At 38.2% G+C, this 17,787-nt stretch carries 23 protein-coding genes and 1 pseudogene; 9 read left to right on the top strand and 15 right to left on the bottom strand.

From position 1 onward, the window contains the following. Nucleotides 1-34 precede the first annotated feature (34 nt). The 4 genes from AC5SLP_RS01640 to AC5SLP_RS01655 all read left to right on the top strand — a co-directional run bounded on the left by AC5SLP_RS01640 (nucleotide 35) and on the right by AC5SLP_RS01655 (nucleotide 3,482). On the top strand, nucleotides 35-421 hold the full coding sequence (locus AC5SLP_RS01640) for a cytochrome c3 family protein (RefSeq protein WP_495253862.1): 387 nt from the start codon (nucleotides 35-37) through the stop codon (nucleotides 419-421). Further along, on the top strand, nucleotides 418-1,056 hold the full coding sequence (locus tag AC5SLP_RS01645; RefSeq protein WP_495253392.1) for a cytochrome c3 family protein: 639 nt from the start codon (nucleotides 418-420) through the stop codon (nucleotides 1,054-1,056). Before AC5SLP_RS01640 ends, AC5SLP_RS01645 begins: the two co-directional genes overlap by 4 nt. 112 nt (nucleotides 1,057-1,168) lie before the next feature. Then, entirely contained in the window at nucleotides 1,169-2,491 is a 1,323-nt protein-coding gene (locus AC5SLP_RS01650) for an OprD family outer membrane porin (RefSeq protein ID WP_495253393.1), read from the top strand. A 235-nt stretch (nucleotides 2,492-2,726) separates the two neighbouring features. Beyond that, nucleotides 2,727-3,482, top strand: a complete 756-nt coding sequence (locus AC5SLP_RS01655) for a winged helix-turn-helix domain-containing protein (RefSeq protein ID WP_495253394.1) — start codon at nucleotides 2,727-2,729, stop codon at nucleotides 3,480-3,482. An 89-nt stretch (nucleotides 3,483-3,571) separates the two neighbouring features. Here AC5SLP_RS01655 and nuoF read toward each other — a convergent pair whose 3' ends face one another. Genes nuoF through AC5SLP_RS01680 form a run of 5 tightly spaced genes read right to left on the bottom strand, consistent with a single transcriptional unit; the run spans nucleotide 3,572 to nucleotide 7,820 of the window. Continuing rightward, nucleotides 3,572-4,816: an NADH-quinone oxidoreductase subunit NuoF gene (nuoF, locus tag AC5SLP_RS01660; RefSeq protein ID WP_495253395.1), complete on the bottom strand. Its 1,245-nt coding sequence runs from the start codon at nucleotides 4,814-4,816 to the stop codon at nucleotides 3,572-3,574. Further along, nucleotides 4,813-5,292, bottom strand: coding sequence for an NADH-quinone oxidoreductase subunit NuoE (nuoE, locus tag AC5SLP_RS01665; RefSeq protein ID WP_495253396.1), 480 nt, complete (start codon nucleotides 5,290-5,292; stop codon nucleotides 4,813-4,815). The genes nuoF and nuoE overlap by 4 nt, the downstream gene beginning before the upstream one ends. After that, the gene (locus AC5SLP_RS01670) at nucleotides 5,289-6,956 is read right to left on the bottom strand and encodes an NADH-quinone oxidoreductase subunit D (protein ID WP_495253397.1); all 1,668 of its coding nucleotides are present in this window, start codon (nucleotides 6,954-6,956) and stop codon (nucleotides 5,289-5,291) included. The genes nuoE and AC5SLP_RS01670 overlap by 4 nt, the downstream gene beginning before the upstream one ends. Next, a complete protein-coding gene (locus AC5SLP_RS01675; protein ID WP_495253398.1) occupies nucleotides 6,949-7,467 on the bottom strand; it encodes an NADH-quinone oxidoreductase subunit B in 519 nt (172 codons plus the stop codon). The genes AC5SLP_RS01670 and AC5SLP_RS01675 overlap by 8 nt, the downstream gene beginning before the upstream one ends. After that, nucleotides 7,458-7,820: an NADH-quinone oxidoreductase subunit A gene (locus AC5SLP_RS01680; protein ID WP_495253399.1), complete on the bottom strand. Its 363-nt coding sequence runs from the start codon at nucleotides 7,818-7,820 to the stop codon at nucleotides 7,458-7,460. Before AC5SLP_RS01680 ends, AC5SLP_RS01675 begins: the two co-directional genes overlap by 10 nt. A gap of 155 nt (nucleotides 7,821-7,975) precedes the next feature. Here AC5SLP_RS01680 and AC5SLP_RS01685 point away from each other — a divergent pair, with 155 nt between their 5' ends. The 3 genes from AC5SLP_RS01685 to AC5SLP_RS01695 are packed head-to-tail and all read left to right on the top strand — an operon-like array spanning nucleotide 7,976 to nucleotide 10,366. Beyond that, nucleotides 7,976-9,091 (top strand): L,D-transpeptidase family protein, encoded by a 1,116-nt coding sequence (locus AC5SLP_RS01685; RefSeq protein ID WP_495253400.1) that lies wholly within the window; start codon nucleotides 7,976-7,978, stop codon nucleotides 9,089-9,091. 10 nt (nucleotides 9,092-9,101) lie between these two features. Continuing rightward, nucleotides 9,102-9,335 (top strand): hypothetical protein, encoded by a 234-nt coding sequence (locus AC5SLP_RS01690; RefSeq protein ID WP_495253401.1) that lies wholly within the window; start codon nucleotides 9,102-9,104, stop codon nucleotides 9,333-9,335. A 2-nt stretch (nucleotides 9,336-9,337) separates the two neighbouring features. Then, on the top strand, nucleotides 9,338-10,366 hold the full coding sequence (locus AC5SLP_RS01695) for an alanine racemase (protein ID WP_495253402.1): 1,029 nt from the start codon (nucleotides 9,338-9,340) through the stop codon (nucleotides 10,364-10,366). On the opposite strand, the gene AC5SLP_RS01700 is transcribed toward AC5SLP_RS01695, so the two are convergent. The 7 genes and pseudogenes from AC5SLP_RS01700 to AC5SLP_RS01730 form a co-directional block, all read right to left on the bottom strand. After that, nucleotides 10,363-11,610 (bottom strand): diguanylate cyclase domain-containing protein, encoded by a 1,248-nt coding sequence (locus AC5SLP_RS01700; RefSeq protein ID WP_495253403.1) that lies wholly within the window; start codon nucleotides 11,608-11,610, stop codon nucleotides 10,363-10,365. The genes AC5SLP_RS01695 and AC5SLP_RS01700 overlap by 4 nt on opposite strands. A gap of 9 nt (nucleotides 11,611-11,619) precedes the next feature. Further along, the gene (locus AC5SLP_RS01705; RefSeq protein ID WP_495253404.1) at nucleotides 11,620-12,000 is read right to left on the bottom strand and encodes a hypothetical protein; all 381 of its coding nucleotides are present in this window, start codon (nucleotides 11,998-12,000) and stop codon (nucleotides 11,620-11,622) included. Next, nucleotides 12,000-12,230 (bottom strand): PP0621 family protein, encoded by a 231-nt coding sequence (locus AC5SLP_RS01710; protein WP_495253405.1) that lies wholly within the window; start codon nucleotides 12,228-12,230, stop codon nucleotides 12,000-12,002. The genes AC5SLP_RS01705 and AC5SLP_RS01710 overlap by 1 nt, the downstream gene beginning before the upstream one ends. Next, nucleotides 12,220-12,789 (bottom strand): 16S rRNA (guanine(527)-N(7))-methyltransferase RsmG, encoded by a 570-nt coding sequence (gene rsmG, locus AC5SLP_RS01715; RefSeq protein ID WP_495253406.1) that lies wholly within the window; start codon nucleotides 12,787-12,789, stop codon nucleotides 12,220-12,222. Before rsmG ends, AC5SLP_RS01710 begins: the two co-directional genes overlap by 11 nt. Before the next feature lie 118 nt (nucleotides 12,790-12,907). Beyond that, nucleotides 12,908-13,975: a methyl-accepting chemotaxis protein gene (locus AC5SLP_RS01720; protein WP_495253863.1), complete on the bottom strand. Its 1,068-nt coding sequence runs from the start codon at nucleotides 13,973-13,975 to the stop codon at nucleotides 12,908-12,910. A 54-nt stretch (nucleotides 13,976-14,029) separates the two neighbouring features. Next, a pseudogene (locus AC5SLP_RS01725) lies at nucleotides 14,030-14,893 on the bottom strand (nitrate- and nitrite sensing domain-containing protein); the annotation flags it as partial. A gap of 116 nt (nucleotides 14,894-15,009) precedes the next feature. After that, a complete protein-coding gene (locus AC5SLP_RS01730; protein ID WP_495253407.1) occupies nucleotides 15,010-15,438 on the bottom strand; it encodes a desulfoferrodoxin family protein in 429 nt (142 codons plus the stop codon). A 114-nt stretch (nucleotides 15,439-15,552) separates the two neighbouring features. Here AC5SLP_RS01730 and sodN point away from each other — a divergent pair, with 114 nt between their 5' ends. Both sodN and AC5SLP_RS01740 read left to right on the top strand, forming a co-directional pair. Beyond that, nucleotides 15,553-16,029 carry a superoxide dismutase, Ni gene (gene sodN / locus AC5SLP_RS01735; RefSeq protein ID WP_495253408.1) on the top strand — a complete coding sequence of 159 codons (477 nt, stop codon included), beginning with the start codon at nucleotides 15,553-15,555 and terminating at the stop codon, nucleotides 16,027-16,029. Further along, nucleotides 16,026-16,295 carry a S24/S26 family peptidase gene (locus AC5SLP_RS01740; RefSeq protein WP_495253409.1) on the top strand — a complete coding sequence of 90 codons (270 nt, stop codon included), beginning with the start codon at nucleotides 16,026-16,028 and terminating at the stop codon, nucleotides 16,293-16,295. The genes sodN and AC5SLP_RS01740 overlap by 4 nt, the downstream gene beginning before the upstream one ends. 39 nt (nucleotides 16,296-16,334) lie before the next feature. On the opposite strand, the gene mscL is transcribed toward AC5SLP_RS01740, so the two are convergent. Genes mscL through ribA form a run of 3 tightly spaced genes read right to left on the bottom strand, consistent with a single transcriptional unit; the run spans nucleotide 16,335 to nucleotide 17,778 of the window. After that, entirely contained in the window at nucleotides 16,335-16,763 is a 429-nt protein-coding gene (mscL, locus tag AC5SLP_RS01745; RefSeq protein WP_495253410.1) for a large conductance mechanosensitive channel protein MscL, read from the bottom strand. A gap of 12 nt (nucleotides 16,764-16,775) precedes the next feature. Continuing rightward, nucleotides 16,776-17,204 carry a GNAT family N-acetyltransferase gene (locus tag AC5SLP_RS01750; RefSeq protein ID WP_495253411.1) on the bottom strand — a complete coding sequence of 143 codons (429 nt, stop codon included), beginning with the start codon at nucleotides 17,202-17,204 and terminating at the stop codon, nucleotides 16,776-16,778. A 10-nt stretch (nucleotides 17,205-17,214) separates the two neighbouring features. Continuing rightward, complete coding sequence (gene ribA, locus AC5SLP_RS01755; protein ID WP_495253412.1) at nucleotides 17,215-17,778, bottom strand: GTP cyclohydrolase II; 564 nt, start codon at nucleotides 17,776-17,778, stop codon at nucleotides 17,215-17,217. Nucleotides 17,779-17,787 lie beyond the last annotated feature (9 nt).

Below are 17,787 nucleotides of genomic sequence, written 5' to 3' on the forward strand. Positions count from 1 at the left end.
AAAAACTCTTTTAGCAATAGGGTTTTTTCTTTTGATGGGGATGGTCTCTTTAGTCGGGAGTGAGTCAAAGGTGGCTCCTCCTATCAAAGTTTCGCCTGAACTGGAAAAGAAGTTTCCTTTAAAACCCCACCATGCCAAGCTGTCGTTTAAATGTACAGATTGTCATGAGGGACAAGGAGACAACCCTGAAAATTTTAAACTGATTGGCGATGAAGGTTGTTTGTCTTGCCATAAAACCAAGCAGTATTTGGCAGACAGGCTTAAATTTATGGATGCATTACATGTCAATCCACATAACTCGATTCATGATGGTCCAAAGCTGTATTGTGATGAATGTCATAATGAGCATAAACCGTCGGACAATATGTGTTTGCAATGTCATAGTAATGATGTAAAAATTTGGATGAGGCCGACACCATGATAAAAAAACTCATCTCATTTATAAAAAGTAAAATTTTTATTATTGGCTTGGCAGGCGTATTTATAGGTCTTCTTCTCTCTTTAGGAACCTATGAAGGACTTCATAGAACCAGCAATGATAAATTTTGTGTCATTTGTCATGAAATGGATCCTATGGTTGCAGCATACCAGAATGATGTTCATGGTGGTAAGGGTAAAACGGGTATCCGGGTGAATTGTGTTGATTGTCACTTGCCTCATGATAATGTTCTAAGTTACATCATGACGAAAGCAAGGAACGGTGTTGTTGAGGGCGCAATCCATTTCTTTGGAAATCCCAAAGATATAGATTGGTACAAAAATCGTGAAAACAGACAACATTTTGTGAAAGATGAAGGGTGTATTAGTTGTCATCCAAATTTTGAAACAAATGGGCATATCAGTAAGAAAGGCCATGAAATGCATGAGCATTATGCAATCCTTAAAGGTACTGATAAAGAAATCGGATGTGCATCTTGTCATAATGAAATCGGGCATAAAGGGCTTCGAAGTATGCTGAACTATTATAAACCTGAGTATGAGTTTTATAACGGGAAGTTAGACAAGAAAAAAGAAGAAGTCCAAAAACAGTTACTGGAAGATTTGAAACATAAATAAAGGGCTCCTTTAGGATTAAGTGGCAGGCTTAATCCTAATAGGATTGGGATTGCGAGTGCATTGTTTTATTTTAGAATAGGACAATGTACCAAGATAACTAAAGGAAGAAATAATGAAATTAGCAAAATTATCTTTAGTGGCAATGATGGCAATGGGTACGGTAGCATACGCAAACAGCGATGCACTTGCAGATGCCTTCAAAAATGGAACAGTAAGTGGTCAATTAAGATTTGAATATACAGGCGGCAGTAACTCTGATGCTTTGATTCAAACTGCCCCCGTAAATAACGTCAATGTTGGTTCTATTGGCGCTGAATTGAGATATGTGACAGATTCTTTTAAAGGATTTAAATTAGGTCTTGGTTTTCAAACAGCCCATGATTTAGATTGGCAAAAGAGTGATGCTACGAGCCCTTATCAGCCAGAAAGGGAAGATGACCCTCGTAACTCAGTCAGTACAACACTCCTTTCAGAAGCATATATTCAATACTCATTCTTGAAATCTGATATCAAAGTAGGTCGCCAAAAAATTAAAACACCTCTTATTATGACCAGCACGGCATTTGTTCTCGAAGATTCCTTTGATGCGGCAGTCTTAACCCTCAATGAAATTCCTGACACGATGATTAAACTGATCTATATCCAAGAGTGGCAAATGCGATATGGTAGTGATGCCGTAGGCAATTCTCAACAAGATGAACATTTTAGTGACGGCATGTACTCTGTCTTTTTTGTGAATAAAAGTATTAAAGGGTTGAAAGTAGATGGTCAATACCTTACAACCAATCAAGATCGAAAGTATGGTGCGGCTCCTTATTCAATATGGGATGCGCCTATTTTTATCAAGGCAGGAGGCTATGATGAGTATTACCTCCAAGCAGAGTATAAATTACCCATTGATTTTCCTCTCTCTTTAGCTATGACCTATGCGGGTGCACATTATGATAATCCGTTAATTACAGGAAAAGATAACGCAACGCTTTATGGATTTAAAGCTGGAACAGAAATAAGTGGTGTTAAAATCAATGCTGCTTATACCACAATGGATGAGGAAGCAAACTTCCCTGGAACTTTCGGGCATGTACCTGATACTATTGCTTATACCGATATGCTCACCAATAATGCAATTTTTGCAGGCGTTGATGCTTATTCTATTGAAGCAATCTATGGTTTTGGAATTCCAGGATTTAGCTCAGCTCTTAAATACGCCTACTACACGCAAAGCGATGAAGGCTATATGAATAGCGGTACATCCTCTTCCGATAGAATGTACCTTGATGGCGCTAGTGAAATTGATCTTGATCTAAAATATAAATTTAGTGGTGCTTTAAAAGGTTTTGCAACCAGACTTTGGGCAGGATACGGTACGTATGATCATGTCAGTGGAGAAGATAGCTTTACGTATGCACGTTTTTATTTATCCTATAGTTTCTAATTACACTTAGCAATACGTTCTTTTAAAATATCAATTTAGGGATTTATACCTATGTTATAAATCCCTTGTTTTTTGAGTCTAGTATGGTTCTTATAATAAATAGATGATGTACTTTTCACCTTTTAGGCATGGCTACTATAGCTATAACTTAGAAAAATATTAATTTAAAATGTTATAATTATATGCTAGATAGAAAAGAACAAGAGGAAGAAATCAAAGAAAATAAGGAGCAAAAATGAAAATTTTCCTTCTTGAACCAGATAGAGAATTAGCAAATGAAATTGATAAAGCCTTAAATCGGCTACGATTGAAAATGGATGTAAAAAAAGTACAAAATGAAGAAGATCTTTTTAACGAAGATGCAGTTACTTTGGCCTCCTATAACCTTTTCATCCTCAATCTTAAAAATCCAACAGATGTATGCACCATGAAATTTCTAAGAGAGCATGGAAGTGATGCTCCAATATTACTTATTTTAGAGCCAAACCCTGAGCCTACTATTTTTAAAACTCTCTATTATCTCTCTTACGAAAGCGTAATTGTTAAAGATTTCTTGCCAGAGGAGATTATTTTTAGCATTTACAAGCTATGTGATATTTGGAATGATGATAATTTCTTTTTATCAAAAGATGTCTATTTTGATTTTCAGCATTGCAAATTTATTAATCATGAGGAAGAGGTGATTTTAGGAAAAAAAGAAGCGTTATTGCTTAAATTATTGTCTATTAAATCGCCGCACGTTACTTCATTTAACGATATTGCTTGCTATGTTTATCAAGGCGAGATTGCAAGTGAGGAGCGAATTAGGTCATTGGTTCGACAATTAAGGGCAAAAATTCCACTGGATTTTATAGAAACCCATAAAGGAGAAGGGTATAAGATAGTGCATAAAGTGGTAGATGAACCAAGAGAATTAGCGCCCCTTGTCAATACAGCTTTGCTGTTTTTATCCTCTTATTATCCTATGTTCCCGCTCTTGGAGCAGTTCTAAAAAGAGCTTGATTTAGAGACACTGTGCGTGATTCCAATATAATGTGGAATCACACACGCTCCAATGACTTTTAATAAAAAAATAGACATTTATGCCAATAACGCTTTAAATTCTTCTGGAAACTTTTTGAGATAGCTTTGGGCGATAAATGCGACTGAAGGAGCAAAGACACAAATCGTTTTACCATTCATTATATCACAGGCATCAAGAATCGTTTGAAAATCATCTTGGACACCTTTGCCTTCCAATATTTTGGCTAAGATACTATCGACCCAGCCTGTCCCTTCTCGACATGGTGTGCATTGACCGCATGATTCGTGATGATAAAAGGCAAAAAGGTTTTTCATGGCTTCTGGAATACTCACACTTTCATCAAGAACAATCATACCCCCTGTTCCTAAAGCAGAGCCATGCGCTTTAAGGCATTCGTAATCCAGTGTGATGTCTTCAATTTCATCGGCACGCAAAATTTGCACCGATGAACCACCGGGAATGATGGCTTTAAGTTTTTTACCCTCTTTAATGCCGCCGCATAAGTTATAAATCACCTCTTTCATTGGTGTTCCATAGGCAAGTTCATACACACCAGGGCGCTCAACGTGCCCACTGATACCAAAGAGCATTGTTCCCGGAGATTCGTGTGTTCCATGCATTCGATACGCTCCATACCCTTCTGCGATAATGTACGGCACACTTGCGATAGTCTCGACATTATTGACGACAGTAGGATTTCCAAAAAACCATTCTGGCTCTTTACCTTTTGGTTTTAATCTAGGATGCCCTCGCTTACCTTCCAATGATTCTAAAAGAGCTGTTTTTTCGCCACATATATAAGCGCCTGCTCCTTGATGAATCGTTACATGTAAACAGTAATCATGCCCTAAAATAGACTCACCCAAAAGGCCAGCCTCATATGCTTCATTGAGAGCATTTTGCAAACGATTCATCCAAAAGACATACTCGCCTCGAATATAAACATAAGCATGATGCGCGTTAATAGCATACGAAGCACAGATAATGCCTTCGATCAACAAATGAGGGTCAAACTCTAAAATTTGACGGTCTTTAAAGGTTCCGGGTTCTCCTTCATCTGCATTGATGACGAGGTAAACAGGCTTATCGCTTTGAGGGGGAATAAGACGCCATTTTTCACCTGTATGTGCGCCACCGCCCCCTTTCCCACGAAGGCCGCTTTGTTCAACTTCCGTAATGACTTCATCAGGGCTCATTTTAAAAAGAGTGTGCAGGGAATCATACCGACCATTTGTACGTGCAACTTCTAGTGTATGAGAATTTGGAATGTCAAAATTACGACTCACAAGCTTAACAATCATTTTTCAAGCTCATCTAAAATTTCATCGAGTTTTTCAATGCTCAGATGCTCAATATAATCATCATTGAGTCTCATACAAGGCGCTGTTCCACACGAGCCGAGGCATTCAACCAAGGAGAGGGTGAATTTACCATCTTTTGTGGTTTCGCCTGCTTTGATATGAAGACGGTTTTGTAAGTGATCTTGTAACGATTTTGAACCGCACAACATGCATGAAAGTGTACGACAAATTTGAATATGGTATTGACCAATGGGTTTGAGATTGAACATGGTATAAAAAGAGGCAACGGAGTAAACTTCCATAGGAGCACACTCCAATTTTTCTGCGATAAAACGCATGGCTTCTAAACTAATCCAGCCTTCTTGATATTGCACCATCCACAAGGAAGGAAGCATCAGAGAGCTTTTGTTTGGGTAGCGTTCAAGGAGGGAATTAAACTTGGTTTCATTCTCTTTATTAAACGTAAAATGACTCATCGATCTAACTCTCCTGCTATGATATTTAAACTTCCCAAGGTCAAAACAGCATCCGCAATCATACTTCCTTCAATGATACGAGGGTAAGCTGCCATTGCGTAAAAGCAAGGAGGTCTAACTTTCACTTTATAAGGCGTTCCACTGCCATCACTGACAATAAAAAATCCAAGCTCACCGTTTCCTCCTTCAATCGCACGATAATATTCTCGTGGAGGAACTTTTACCCCTTCATAAATCAATTTAAACTGGTTCATCAATCCTTCAATATTATGATAGACATCTTTTTTTTGCGGGAGTGAAATAGCATGGTTATCCACACAAATGGCTCCATCAGGAAGTCGGAGCATTGCTTGCTCAATAATGCGTTTACTTTGTCTTATCTCTTCAAAGCGAACCATCATACGATCATACACATCGCCCACGCTCCCAAGTGCCATATCAAAGTCAAATGTTTCGTAATGATAATAAGGTGCAGTGACTCGTAAATCGTAAGGTACACCACATGCACGAAGATTTGGACCACTAAGCCCTCGGTTAATGGCTTCTTCTTTAGTGATGATTCCTACATTTTGGGTTCTATCATGAAAAATGCGGTTGTGCTCAATAAGCTTTAAAGTCTCACCTACGCCGTGTTCAATCTCTTGAAGGCATACTTTTAAATCTTCTGCAAAGCCATCGTATAAATCATGACTCATGCCGCCAATTCGCATGTAAGAGTTGGTCAGACGTGCGCCTGTAAGTTTTGAGAGTAAATCATAAACCTTTTCTCTGGGATTGTACAAATACCAATAATTGGTTAATGCTCCCATATCGACTAAAATAGCAGCCAAGCAGACAAGATGGTCAATGATGCGTGAAAGTTCTCCGATGATAACACGAATAAATTTAGCGCGCTCAGGCAAATCAACACCCAAAATACCCTCAACGGCATGGGCAAAAGCAATATTATTTAAAATGGCAGAACAGTAATTGAGTCTATCGGTATAAGGGATAATTTGATTGTAGGTATGATTTTCGCAGGATTTCTCAAATCCACGGTGTAAATAGCCTATCTCACTCACGGCACAGGTGATGTTCTCACCATCCAGTGCGACAAAAGTGCGAATGGTTCCATGGCTTGCTGGATGCGCGGGACCGAGATTTAGGAACATGAGTTCTTCGTGCGAGGTATAGCCTTTGGTCTTAAGGCGCGGCGTCATCTCATCCATCAAATCATCACTGCGGTGACAGACTTGTCCCTCTGTAATAGGATAATCTTTACGCAACGGATGTCCTATGAACTCTTTATGGTTCAAAATACGTTTGAGATTGGGATGGTTGATAAAATGAATGCCGTATTGGTCCCAAATTTCCCGCTCTGACCAATTGGCACTTTTAAAAAGCGGTGTAATACTTTGTGTTGCCATCGCGCTATTGATATATGTTTTGAGTGTGATGAGGTTGGAAAAATTCTTGTCTCTCAAGAGATAAACAATGGCAAAACGTTCACGTTGGCTTTTTACATGTAAATAATCAATGGCGGTCATATCGACTAAAAAAGTGTATCCATCATCGTGTGATAATACATGTAATGCTTTGAGAATAAGCTCTTTATCAAGGATAATAGACCCAAAAGAGTCAATTTCGTATTGGTTTTCAAACGTCTGTTTAAAGAATTTAGACATCTAGCAATCCTTTAAAAAGTCGCTTTGCACGATCTTCCAACAGACTTTCATTGGCTTGAATTTTTTGAATTTCCAAAAGAGCGTCTAAAAAAGCTTCAGGGCGAGGAGGGCAACCTGCGACATAAACATCCACAGGGATGAGTGCATCAATACCTTGCAGCGTTGTGTAATTGTCATAAAATCCACCACTGCATGCACACGCACCTGCACTAATGACCCATTTTGGTTCGCTCATTTGATCATAGATTTGTTTTAAAATAGGAGCTTGTTTGTAACTGACCGTGCCTGCTACGATTAATAAATCAGCTTGGCGTGGAGAAAATCGGACGACTTCTGCTCCAAAGCGCGCAATATCGTATTTGCTGCTAGCAACACTCATAAACTCAATGGCACAACACGCCGTTCCAAATACATAAGGCCACATTGAAGATTCTCTTGCCCAATGAATCGCACTCTCTAAAGTTGTGGTAATGGCGCTATCGCCAAAAATCGCTTCTGCACCTACTGCCATGAAAGTGCCTTAATACGATAAATATAGATGAGCCCTACTAACAGCAGTGCAATAAACGTAAACATTTCAAAAAGGCCAAAAAGGCTGAGTTCGCGTACATTTACCGCCCATGGAAACATGAAAATAATTTCCACGTCAAATAAAACAAACAAAATGGCGACCAAATAAAACTTAGCACTGATGCGACTTTCACTTGTCCCAATAGGAGAGGCGATACCGCTTTCATAGACGCTATTTTTGGCTTTATTTTTTCGGTTTCGAGGACCTAGCTTTTGGCTGAGTAAGAAAAGGGTAGGCAATACAATAACGAGTAGGGCAACGATACTAGAAGCTAACATAAGTTCAAACGACATTTTGCATCCTCGTTATTAAGTCAGGATTGATAATAACGAAAGAAGTTTAAAAGATACGTAAAAAAAGAAAATCAATTTTGTTTTTGAAACAGAGGAGGTCTTAAGAGATTTTTTTATAAAATAGCAATCAAAAATTGTTATCCTGAGAGGAATGTATGCGTTATCTTGTCTTATTATCGGTTTTTGCCTTAGCCTTATATGCTGCAACGGCAGAAGATATCTATCGTATTTACAAAACCAAAGGTATTAATGCTGTTGAGGATTTCCTCAAAAAAGAGTTTGAATCTAAAGAGGTTGTGAAAGAAACAGCCAAAGAAACTAGAGAAACGACTAAAGAAGCGAGAGAAACTAGAGAAAGAGAGCCTTTTAGGTCAAGCAAAGTTAAAGCACCCGCTAAAACAAAAGCTCCAACTGAAAAAGAGATGATGTCTAAAGAGTATTGGGCAAAACAACTCAAAGGGATGGATGTCTCTTATGGTTTTTACGATGATGTTGATTCTGTGATCGTCTGTGAAAAAGATAAAAAACGTTGTGAAGTTTTCCGTGTCAATGATGATGGGCTGAAGCTTGTGAAAACACATGATGACGTGATTATGGGTAAAAGTGGTCCCAAAGTAAAACGTGGTGATTTGAAAACACCTGTGGGCGTTTATGAAATTACCAAACGGTTTAAACCAACCAACCAATTTTATGGACCATTGGCTTTTTCACTCTCTTACCCAAATTTATTTGATGTTTTAAGAGGACGAAGTGGCGATGGGATTTGGATTCATGGTATGCCACTTGATGGAAAAGACCGCGATGATTTGAGTAAAGGGTGTGTGGTCATGGAAAACAATGCTATTTTAAATCTTGATACAGAGATCAATGCACAAAAAACGGTGACGATTATTGGTGAGTCAAAAGTGCCTAAGATGTCGAGAGAAAACGTTGCTGTGATTTTAAGTGAAGTGTATAAATGGCAACATGCTTGGAAAATTAACGATATTAATACCTATTTAAATTTTTACTCCAATGATTTTAAAAAATCCGATGGTTCAGGAAAAGTTGCTTTTTCAAATATGAAAAAACAGATTTTTTCACGTAAAGAGAATAAAACAATTATTTTTGACAATATGAGCATTTCACCTTATCCTTCAACTGACGATAGCAAACTCTTCAAAGTTTCATTTTATCAAACATATAAAAGTCCATCGTTTGCATCTAAAGGTGAGAAAGAACTCTATTTTGAAATGATTGGTGATAAAATGCATATTCTAGCAGAAAAATAAGGGAACGTATATGAGTGAAAATGAGATGATTGAAAAAGAGTTAGCAAAGTTACTCGATGCAAGAGAGGCATTTTTGGCGTTTATAGATGCAAATGTTCCTAAAGACAAGCATGGGATTACTTTTGATTTTTCCAATCATCCGACACTTGATGCCCAAAGCGTGTACGAACATTTTTACAAACTTGATTATCAAGCCCGCAAATTACGTGGGTTTGTGATGGGTAAACTTAATACAAAGTCTTAATCATGGCATTCATTACAATTAATAAAGCGCATTTCTTTCATAATCTTGATCTTTTATCGGCAAAAGCAGGTGGCAAACATAAGCTAATGGCGGTATTGAAAGATAATGCGTATGGGCATGACCTTCTAACGATGGCACGTTTGGCTTCTGAATATGGGCTTCAAAGAGCCGCTGTCAAAAATATAGAGGAAGCTAAAAGCATCGCTTCTTTGTTTGAAGAGGTCCTTGTACTAGTGGATCATCCAACGCAAGAAAATCTTCCTTCATCTATTTCACTGGCGACACATTCGTATGAAGCGTTAGAAGCACTTCCGAGCGGTACGCGTATTCATTTGAGCCTTGATACGGGAATGCATAGAAACGGTATTAAAGAAGAGAATATTGATGCGGCCATGGCGTTGATTGTACAAAAAGGATTGGTTTTAAAAGGGGTTTTTACCCATTTTAGAAGTGCTGATGAGTTTAACAGTGAATTTTTTTGGCAAAGAAGTAATTTTGAACGTGGCAAACAGCGTATAAAAGCACTGATTAAAAGCTATGGACTTCCCATGGCAAATTTTCATTGCTGTAATTCTGCCGGTCTTTTGCGCGTGGATTCTTTGGGGGATGATGACTTTGCTCGTACAGGAATTGCGATGTATGGTTATACGACGCTCGATGCTCTCATTGCAACGTATGATTTAAAACCGGTTTTAGCTCTATGGGCTGAAAAACTCAGTACTCGTATCCTAAAAAAAGGGGAACGTGTTGGATATGGCGGCACGTATGAAGCACCTCAGGATGAAGTAATTTCTACTTATGATATTGGTTATGGAGATGGATTTTTCCGCTTTGATGGTTATAGGTCTGTTTTAATGGCAAACAATGCACCTACATTAGGTCGAATGTCTATGGATAGCTTTTGTTTAAGAGGTGATGCCAAAGAAGTCTGTATGTTTGATGATGCCAATCCGCTAGCAGAGTATTTTAAAACGATTAGCTACGAAATCACAACAAAACTCTCTCCAACGTTAAAACGCATTGTCATTTAATGCTCTGCGTGAAGTTTGACTTCAATTGCATTATTACTCTCGCGTGAGGCAGCGACAACCAAAGCACTTTCTGCTCGTGCTCTAAATGTTGCGATGGTGTCTTTTGGAACAAGTGATGTAATGCCAAAGTTACACGATAGATTTCCAATACGTGCGAATTTTGTTTCGGCTAAAATCGCTTGTAGTTTTTTTGCAACACCTTGTCCGGCTCTAAAATCGACATTGGGTAATAAAAGCGCGTATTGATCCGTATTCCACTTTGCAAAAATATCAACATCCCGCGTATTTTTTTTCATGAGCTGTATAAAATCTTTTTTAAGAGTTGTAATAACATCGGTTGGAAAGATATTGGTCATATTTTTAAACAGATTGATTTCTATAAGAACCAATGTCAAAGGCGTATGGTAGCGCTTATGGCGCTTGAATTCATGCTCAATGTGCTCTTGCATTTTGGGATAATTCATAATATCCAATATTTTGTCATAGCTGCTACTTTCGCTTGAATACTGAACATTTAACCCTTGCAAAAGTTCTTTTTTGATAGCAAGTGAGAGGACAAACGTCAGCATTTGGAGATAGCGCTGAATCAAGCTTTTATGTGTTTCAATTGTTTGCGGTGCATAGGTTGCGATCATTAAACTACCCAGTGCTTTTTCACTGCGATCTTCTTTAAGTTCAAAGCTAAAGAGTGTTAGGTGCTTATGGCCCCATTTGATAGTGTCTTTGGACGCAGGGCGCTTTTCGACATAGCAACTGATGGCAATCTCTTCAATTTCACTGCGATTAGGGTTGGCTCGAAGCGGCGTAATCTCTTTTGAACGAAAGGCAGATTTGATAAAGTCATTTTCATTGTACAACGAGAAAGTCTCTTTATCATAAATGAAGAGAATGGCTGATTCTAAATGCAACGCCTCTTCAAATATCTCAAGTGATTTAATCGTATTAATTTTGGTTGAAAGAGATGAAAAGAGAATATCTGCCATACGTTGTAGCTCTGTGAACTCATTGAGCGGCGGTTCTACGGAATGGGCAGTACTCTTTTGTTTTAAGACTAAAGGAATAAGGCTGAGTGCAAAAAGAAGCAGTGCCGTAAAAAACTTCATAAAGACAATACTATGCGGTGTTTGTAATAAGACCTCATTGATAAAGGACGTATCATACAACGATGCATTGGTGTATGCATCTAAAAGCCAATAAAAAACCGAAACAAAGGACGCTAAAATAAAATAATGACTTTTATGCATTCATGTTCTTTATGAAAGTGAGGTAAAACCATGTTCAAAAATAATGCCATCAATGGAATGAATTGCAGCAAATTCAATTTCCGTATTGTCATTGCTTTTTAGTAATACTTTTCCATCAAAAAGATAATCATCGGCAATTTTTTGAGCTTGCAATGCTAACGATTTATCCACTAAAAAATAAGAAGCGCCTAGTGCATGCGCTAAAATAAGCTCTTCAATGTTTTTTACATGTAAAGCAAAAGAAATATTTTGTGCCTTACAATACTCTGCAAGCGATGCGTTAAATGTAAAACTGACGGTTGCATTTGCAGGTGTTTGTGCAATTTGGGTTTTTGTCTCAATTTGGTAAAAAGGCTCACTAGGGATTAATGTGTGACCAATGAGTATCATTACGGTAACCTCGCGCATTCTTTTGAGCAAAAGTAGTGACCATCTTTAATAATGGCTTCATCATGGCTAACGAATGTAGAACAAGCATGGCACTCTACCATCGTATCGCCCTCTATAACTTTTTTGGAGTGTGATTTTTGTTTTGATATCTCTTCTTTACGTTGTGTTTTAAAAAAGAAAATGTAAATTAAAAAAACAATAGCAATAAAAATCAATAATTTAATAAGCATGAATATCCTTCATAACAAGATAATAGCGTTTGTCTCTTTGATACACTTGACAATTTTGAAGTCCTTGTATCTCTTCTGCAACAAGTTCTCCTTTGTAAAAAAGCAAAGTGGTTTGAACATGAATAAACTTTTTACATAAGTTTATCAGCATTTTTGTATTGGTCACGGCACGTGAGCAGATTAAATCAACATCAAACGGTGCAACTTTTTCTACTCTATTAGAGCTAATAGTAACATTTTTGATACCTAACGTTGATTTTGCCAAATGTAAAAAAGCACTTTTTTTACCAATAGGCTCAAATAACGTAAACTGAACATGCGGTAAAGCCAATGCGAGTAAAAAACCAGGAAACCCAGCTCCCGTTCCAACGTCAATGGCATTGTGAAGATGTTCGAGCTCTAAATATTCGATAGGATAGATACTATCTTCAACATTCTTCATAACGGCTTCTTTTGTCTTTGCGCCTGTGATATTGTGCGTTTGGTTGTATTGTAGCAAGAGTGTTGTAAAAACATCCACTTGCTGCCAAAAAGAAGAGGGTAATTCAAATGTTGCCATACCTACAGACCTTTTCTATGCTAAATAAAGAATATATCCTATCGAAAGAGGGATTAATGATGTATTAATATTTTTTATAAAATGTGCAGAACCCCTTTTTTCCTAGGCCGACATCCTTCTAATGGATACGAAATTGTTTTAACTCGATATTGGCACTTTCAGCTTTAAAGGAAAGATGTTTTGATATCTCTTCAACATTTTCACCTAAGGCATTATTTTGTTCTGAAAGAAGCGTTACTTCATCAATATGTTGTCGAAATGTCTCAACGGTTTGTGCAATCATATGATGTTGAGACGTTTGTTGCTCGGAAATTTTTACGGTATGGCTTAGTTTATTAGACGTGTGATTGGATTGGTCGATGAGTGTTGTCGCTTCTTGCGAGAGATGATAAAACGATTGTGAAATTGTTTCTGTTTCGGTTGTAACTGTATGAATCGTTTGTACGATCACATTGGTCATAGCACTAATTTCAAGCAGCGAGCTTTGTGTCCGCTCGGCCAATTTTCGTACTTCATCGGCGACGACGGCAAACCCTCGCCCATGCTCTCCCGCGCGTGCTGCTTCTATGGCTGCATTGAGCGCTAAAAGGTTGGTTTGGTCGGCAATATCACCAATGATTTCGAGAACACCTTTTATTTGTGTCGCTTGCTTTGATAATGAATCGACTTGCTCTCCTAAATCATGCTGTTTTTGTGCTCCTTGTGAAATCATCGAGACAACTTTACTCATATTGGCAACAAAGGATTCGAGTGTTTTTTTTGTTTCTTGTAAGTCAAGCGTTGTTGTAGAAGACATCTGTTGCATGGTATTTTCTTTCTCTTTCAGTGATGCCATCTCTTGTTGGATTGAATGAATAAAATGATTTTGTTTGGTGATGTTTTGGGCTAAATTGGATGAGACGTTTCCTAAACTGGTACTGGCTTCCACACTTTGATTGGAAGAATCAATGGCTTTGGTAATCGCCATACGAAAGTTATGAATGAGTTTTTGAACTTGTCCTAAAGTGTCGGAAATCTCATTGTCTCGGTTGAGTTCGAGTGAAAGTGTCAAATCAAGATTTGAGGCGATGGTTTCTAGTTTCTTTTGTGATAATTGAATGGTTTGAATAATATCTTTAAACGTGGCGTACAATAAAAGCATCACAAACAGCGTTACAAGGAATAAGCCACCACTGTGAAGGGTCATATTGTATTTTGTGTCGTGATGCAGCGTGTCTAACGCTGTTAAAACCTCTTTGGAGAGTGCATCATCCACCTCTTTTAAGAGATTGATTTTTTTAGTGATTGTGTCAAACCAATAGGTAGCATCAACCCCAAAATCACCGCTTTGCGCTTTTTCAATAGCAACATTGCGCATTTTTTCTACGTCGGCAACAATAGGAGATTGCATGGTTTTTTCATATAAATTTGTAGCTGTAAGAGATGCTGTTCCTATAAAAGAGTCAATATAGGAGCTTTGTTCCGATATGAGTGTAATAAGTTTTTCAAACATATGCGGTGCAAATTTCCCTGCGGCAAAAGTATTGGATAGTACGGCTCTTTCGATTCCTGAACGCTCTTTTGCTTTTAAAAAATTGGCATAGGCTGAGAGTTGTTTAACGATTTCATGGTTAGAGGAAAGAACGGCGGTTGATGCCACAATGTCTAAGAGGTGTTTATTAAGGAGTGTGTAATAGTTCACTTCATCTTGGACACTGATTTGCAAGGTATCGATACGTTTACGTATGGAAGGCAATTCTTTTAATAGGGTATCGATTTTTGCGATTTTATCAAGAAGGGACTTAGAATAATTTGCTTTTTCTAGGGAAATGAGTGCGTTTTGATAGCCGCGTTGGTATTGGTCAGTCAATGCACGTTGCGGTGGAAGTTTGTCGGCAAATTTTTTACCAGAAGAGCCTAAAAAGCCAGCACTTGCACCTCTTTCTTTTTGTGTCTCATGAACAAAAAGGCTGATACTGGTTGAGAGTTGAACCAGGGATTGGAGTTGATTAAGTTCATTCAGTTGCTCTTTTCCATCATAAAGCGATTTAAATCCTAAAGCGAGTGCCGCAGTAATAACAATAAAAGAGACTAAAGCTAATTGTAATTTAATGGTTCGTCGCATCTGTATTCCCTTTTGGTAATTTTCTATATTATCTCAAGGATAGAAGGCAAAATGCAATGACATAGGTCAAAAAAATCAAGAGCAACCATTGCTCTTGATTTGAAATAAAATGCGATTTAAGAAAGTTTGGCAGTTGTGGTGTATTCGCCGTGAATATTACATTTAGAAATAGCCGTTACCATTTTGACTTCTTTGGCATTGACTCTAGCCGCTAAATAACCACGTGAAATGACAGGCTCTAATGCAACACTGGCAATTTTTTTGCCATCTGCTTGAAGCTCAATTTCATAAATCCAGTGTTTTTCATCACTGGGGTGGAGAATCCCTTTTTGTCCGATATTGACTTCGACTAATGCATATCCTTTTGCATCGGTTGCGCCAATAGTGATTTCAGGAGAGTGTTTGAGCTCTGCTTCTGTAGGATGTGCAGGATCTTTGATCGAGACCATTTGTTTATTGACGATGAGTTTTGAGTCATATGCTGATGCATAAGTGGTAGCTAAAGCTGCAAGTGCAGCAACTTTTAAGGCGTCTCTTCGTTTCATGTTGTCTCCTTAGAATCAAAAGATAAGATTAATTGTATATTAAAATGTTAAATATTTGTTTAATAATAAAGAGTAAAATGAAAGCCACAAAACCAACAATCATAAGGAGGAGAAATGAAACAGTTATCCCAGTTTTTTACCCCTGAAATAGCACATGCGCATTGTGATATTCCTTGCGGTATTTATGATCCTATTGTTGCTCAAATTGCAGCGCTAAGTGTGGTTCGTATGGTCGATCAGATTACAGCTTTACCTGTGAGCAATGATGCTCAATATTTTAATACACTAAACCGCTATATCGCCGTTAAAGAGAGCGAAGCCGTGAAATGCAAAGAAGAAATCCGTGTAATTTGGGGTGATTTTATTAAGCCTGCCCATGTTGAAAAATACCCAAATATCCATACCCTCGTACATACGATTATGGGTTTGAGTGGGGCAGCTAAACAACATGTCTCTCGTGAAAAAGCGATGGCTTTATTAGATGCTGTCAATGAATTTGCGGCTATTTTCTGGGAAATTAAAGGTGTTGCAACCAAAAAGGCAAAAGCGCCTTACTTACCGAATGAGGAGTTGGTGTATCCTGTCCTATGATGAAGATTTTTAAAGTTGAGGGTGATTCCATGTACCCTCTTGCAAAGGAAGGCGATTGGATAATCGCCTTTCGACCACTGTCGTTAAAGCTAGGTGATTTGGTTCTGTTTTATTATGAGGGCGTGGGTATGATGCTTAAACAGATTACTCGCATTGAAAAAACAGGTGTTTTTGTCGAAGGTAAAGATGCCATGAGTGTTGATAGTCGAGTGTTTGGCTTGATAGACTCTCGCAAAATTGATTATAAAGTTTGGAAGATTCTTTAAATTACATGTAAAGCTTTGAGACTTTACATGTAAAAGACTTTATGCTTGCTCAATGCCACAATAAGGGCATTTTTTAGCGGCAACAGGAATGCTCATTGCACACTCTGGGCATGCTTTTGTTGTTGGTGCTGCTACCTCTTTTGGCATGATTTTCGTGTACGCTTTTATCATCATAAACATCACAAATCCCAAAATAATAAAAGAGGTTAAATCATTAAAAAAGACACCCAGTTTAATGGCAGGTGCTCCCGCTTTTTCCAAATCGGCCAAGGATGCATAGGTTTTGCCATCGAGTGCGATAAACAACGATGAAAAATCAACATTTCCTAATAATAATCCAATCGGAGGCATAATGACATTGGAGACAAGGGATTTTACGATGGTCGCAAATGCCGCACCAAAAATAAAACCAACCGCCATATCAACAACATTGCCTTTAATCAAAAAATTGCGAAACTCTTTTAACATCTCAACTCCTTTTTAGTCATTTTGAATCTCTTTTACATAATAGCGTGGTGATTGTAAATAGCCTTGTCGTTCATAAAAACGATGTGCATCAATGCGTCTGCTATGGCAATGCACTTCAATGCGATCACAGTTGTTTTCTTTAGCAATCTGCGTTGCGTATGCTTCCAGTTCTGCACCAATGTGCACATTGCGTGCGGATTCGTCCACAACAAAATAACTGATGCGCAAAAAAGCGCCCAAAAGGGCAATTTGTGGAATGATATGTAAAGAAAGCAGCGCTAAGACTTTTCTTTCTTTTTCATAAACGAAGAGCATTGCATCGGGGTGGGTTAGTAATGTCTCGATGCGTTCACCCAGAAAAGAAGCGGTATTGGGATATTCCAACTGGGTGAGAAGTGCTTGGATGGCGTCACAGTCTTGTATCGTAGCACTTCGTATCATAAGATTTCTCCTAAAATAGGTGTCCCATTTGTTCTTTTTTGGTTTTTAGATAACCTGCGTTATAAACATTGGACTCGATGATAACAGGCACGCGCTCAACAATGTCGATTCCCTTGAGGCTCTCTAGTTTTCGAGGATTATTGGTTAAGAGTTTGATGCGAGGGATGGCATAGTAGTTCAAAATAAACTCAACCACTTCATACGTTCGCTCATCGGCTTTGAAGCCTAATTGATGATTGGCTTCAATCGTATCGTAGCCTTTATCTTGAAGTGCATAGGCATTGACTTTATTGAGCAGTCCAATGTTACGACCCTCTTGACGTAAATAAATCACCATTCCTCCCTCTTTTTCAATCATTTTAAGGGCGTATTCAAGCTGATCTCTGCAATCGCATTTGAGACTACCGATGGTATCTCCGGTTAAACATTCGCTGTGAATTCTAACTAAAGGAATCTCTCCTAAGGGCTCTTTTAAGATAACTAAATGCTCTTTGATACCTTCTTTGAAGGATTGAATTTTGAAGGTTCCAAAGCGAGAAGGGAGGTTTGCAACCTCGGAAATTTCTATTTTCATCTTTTTTTA

It is taken from the genome of Sulfurospirillum sp. E15m (assembly GCF_059415145.1).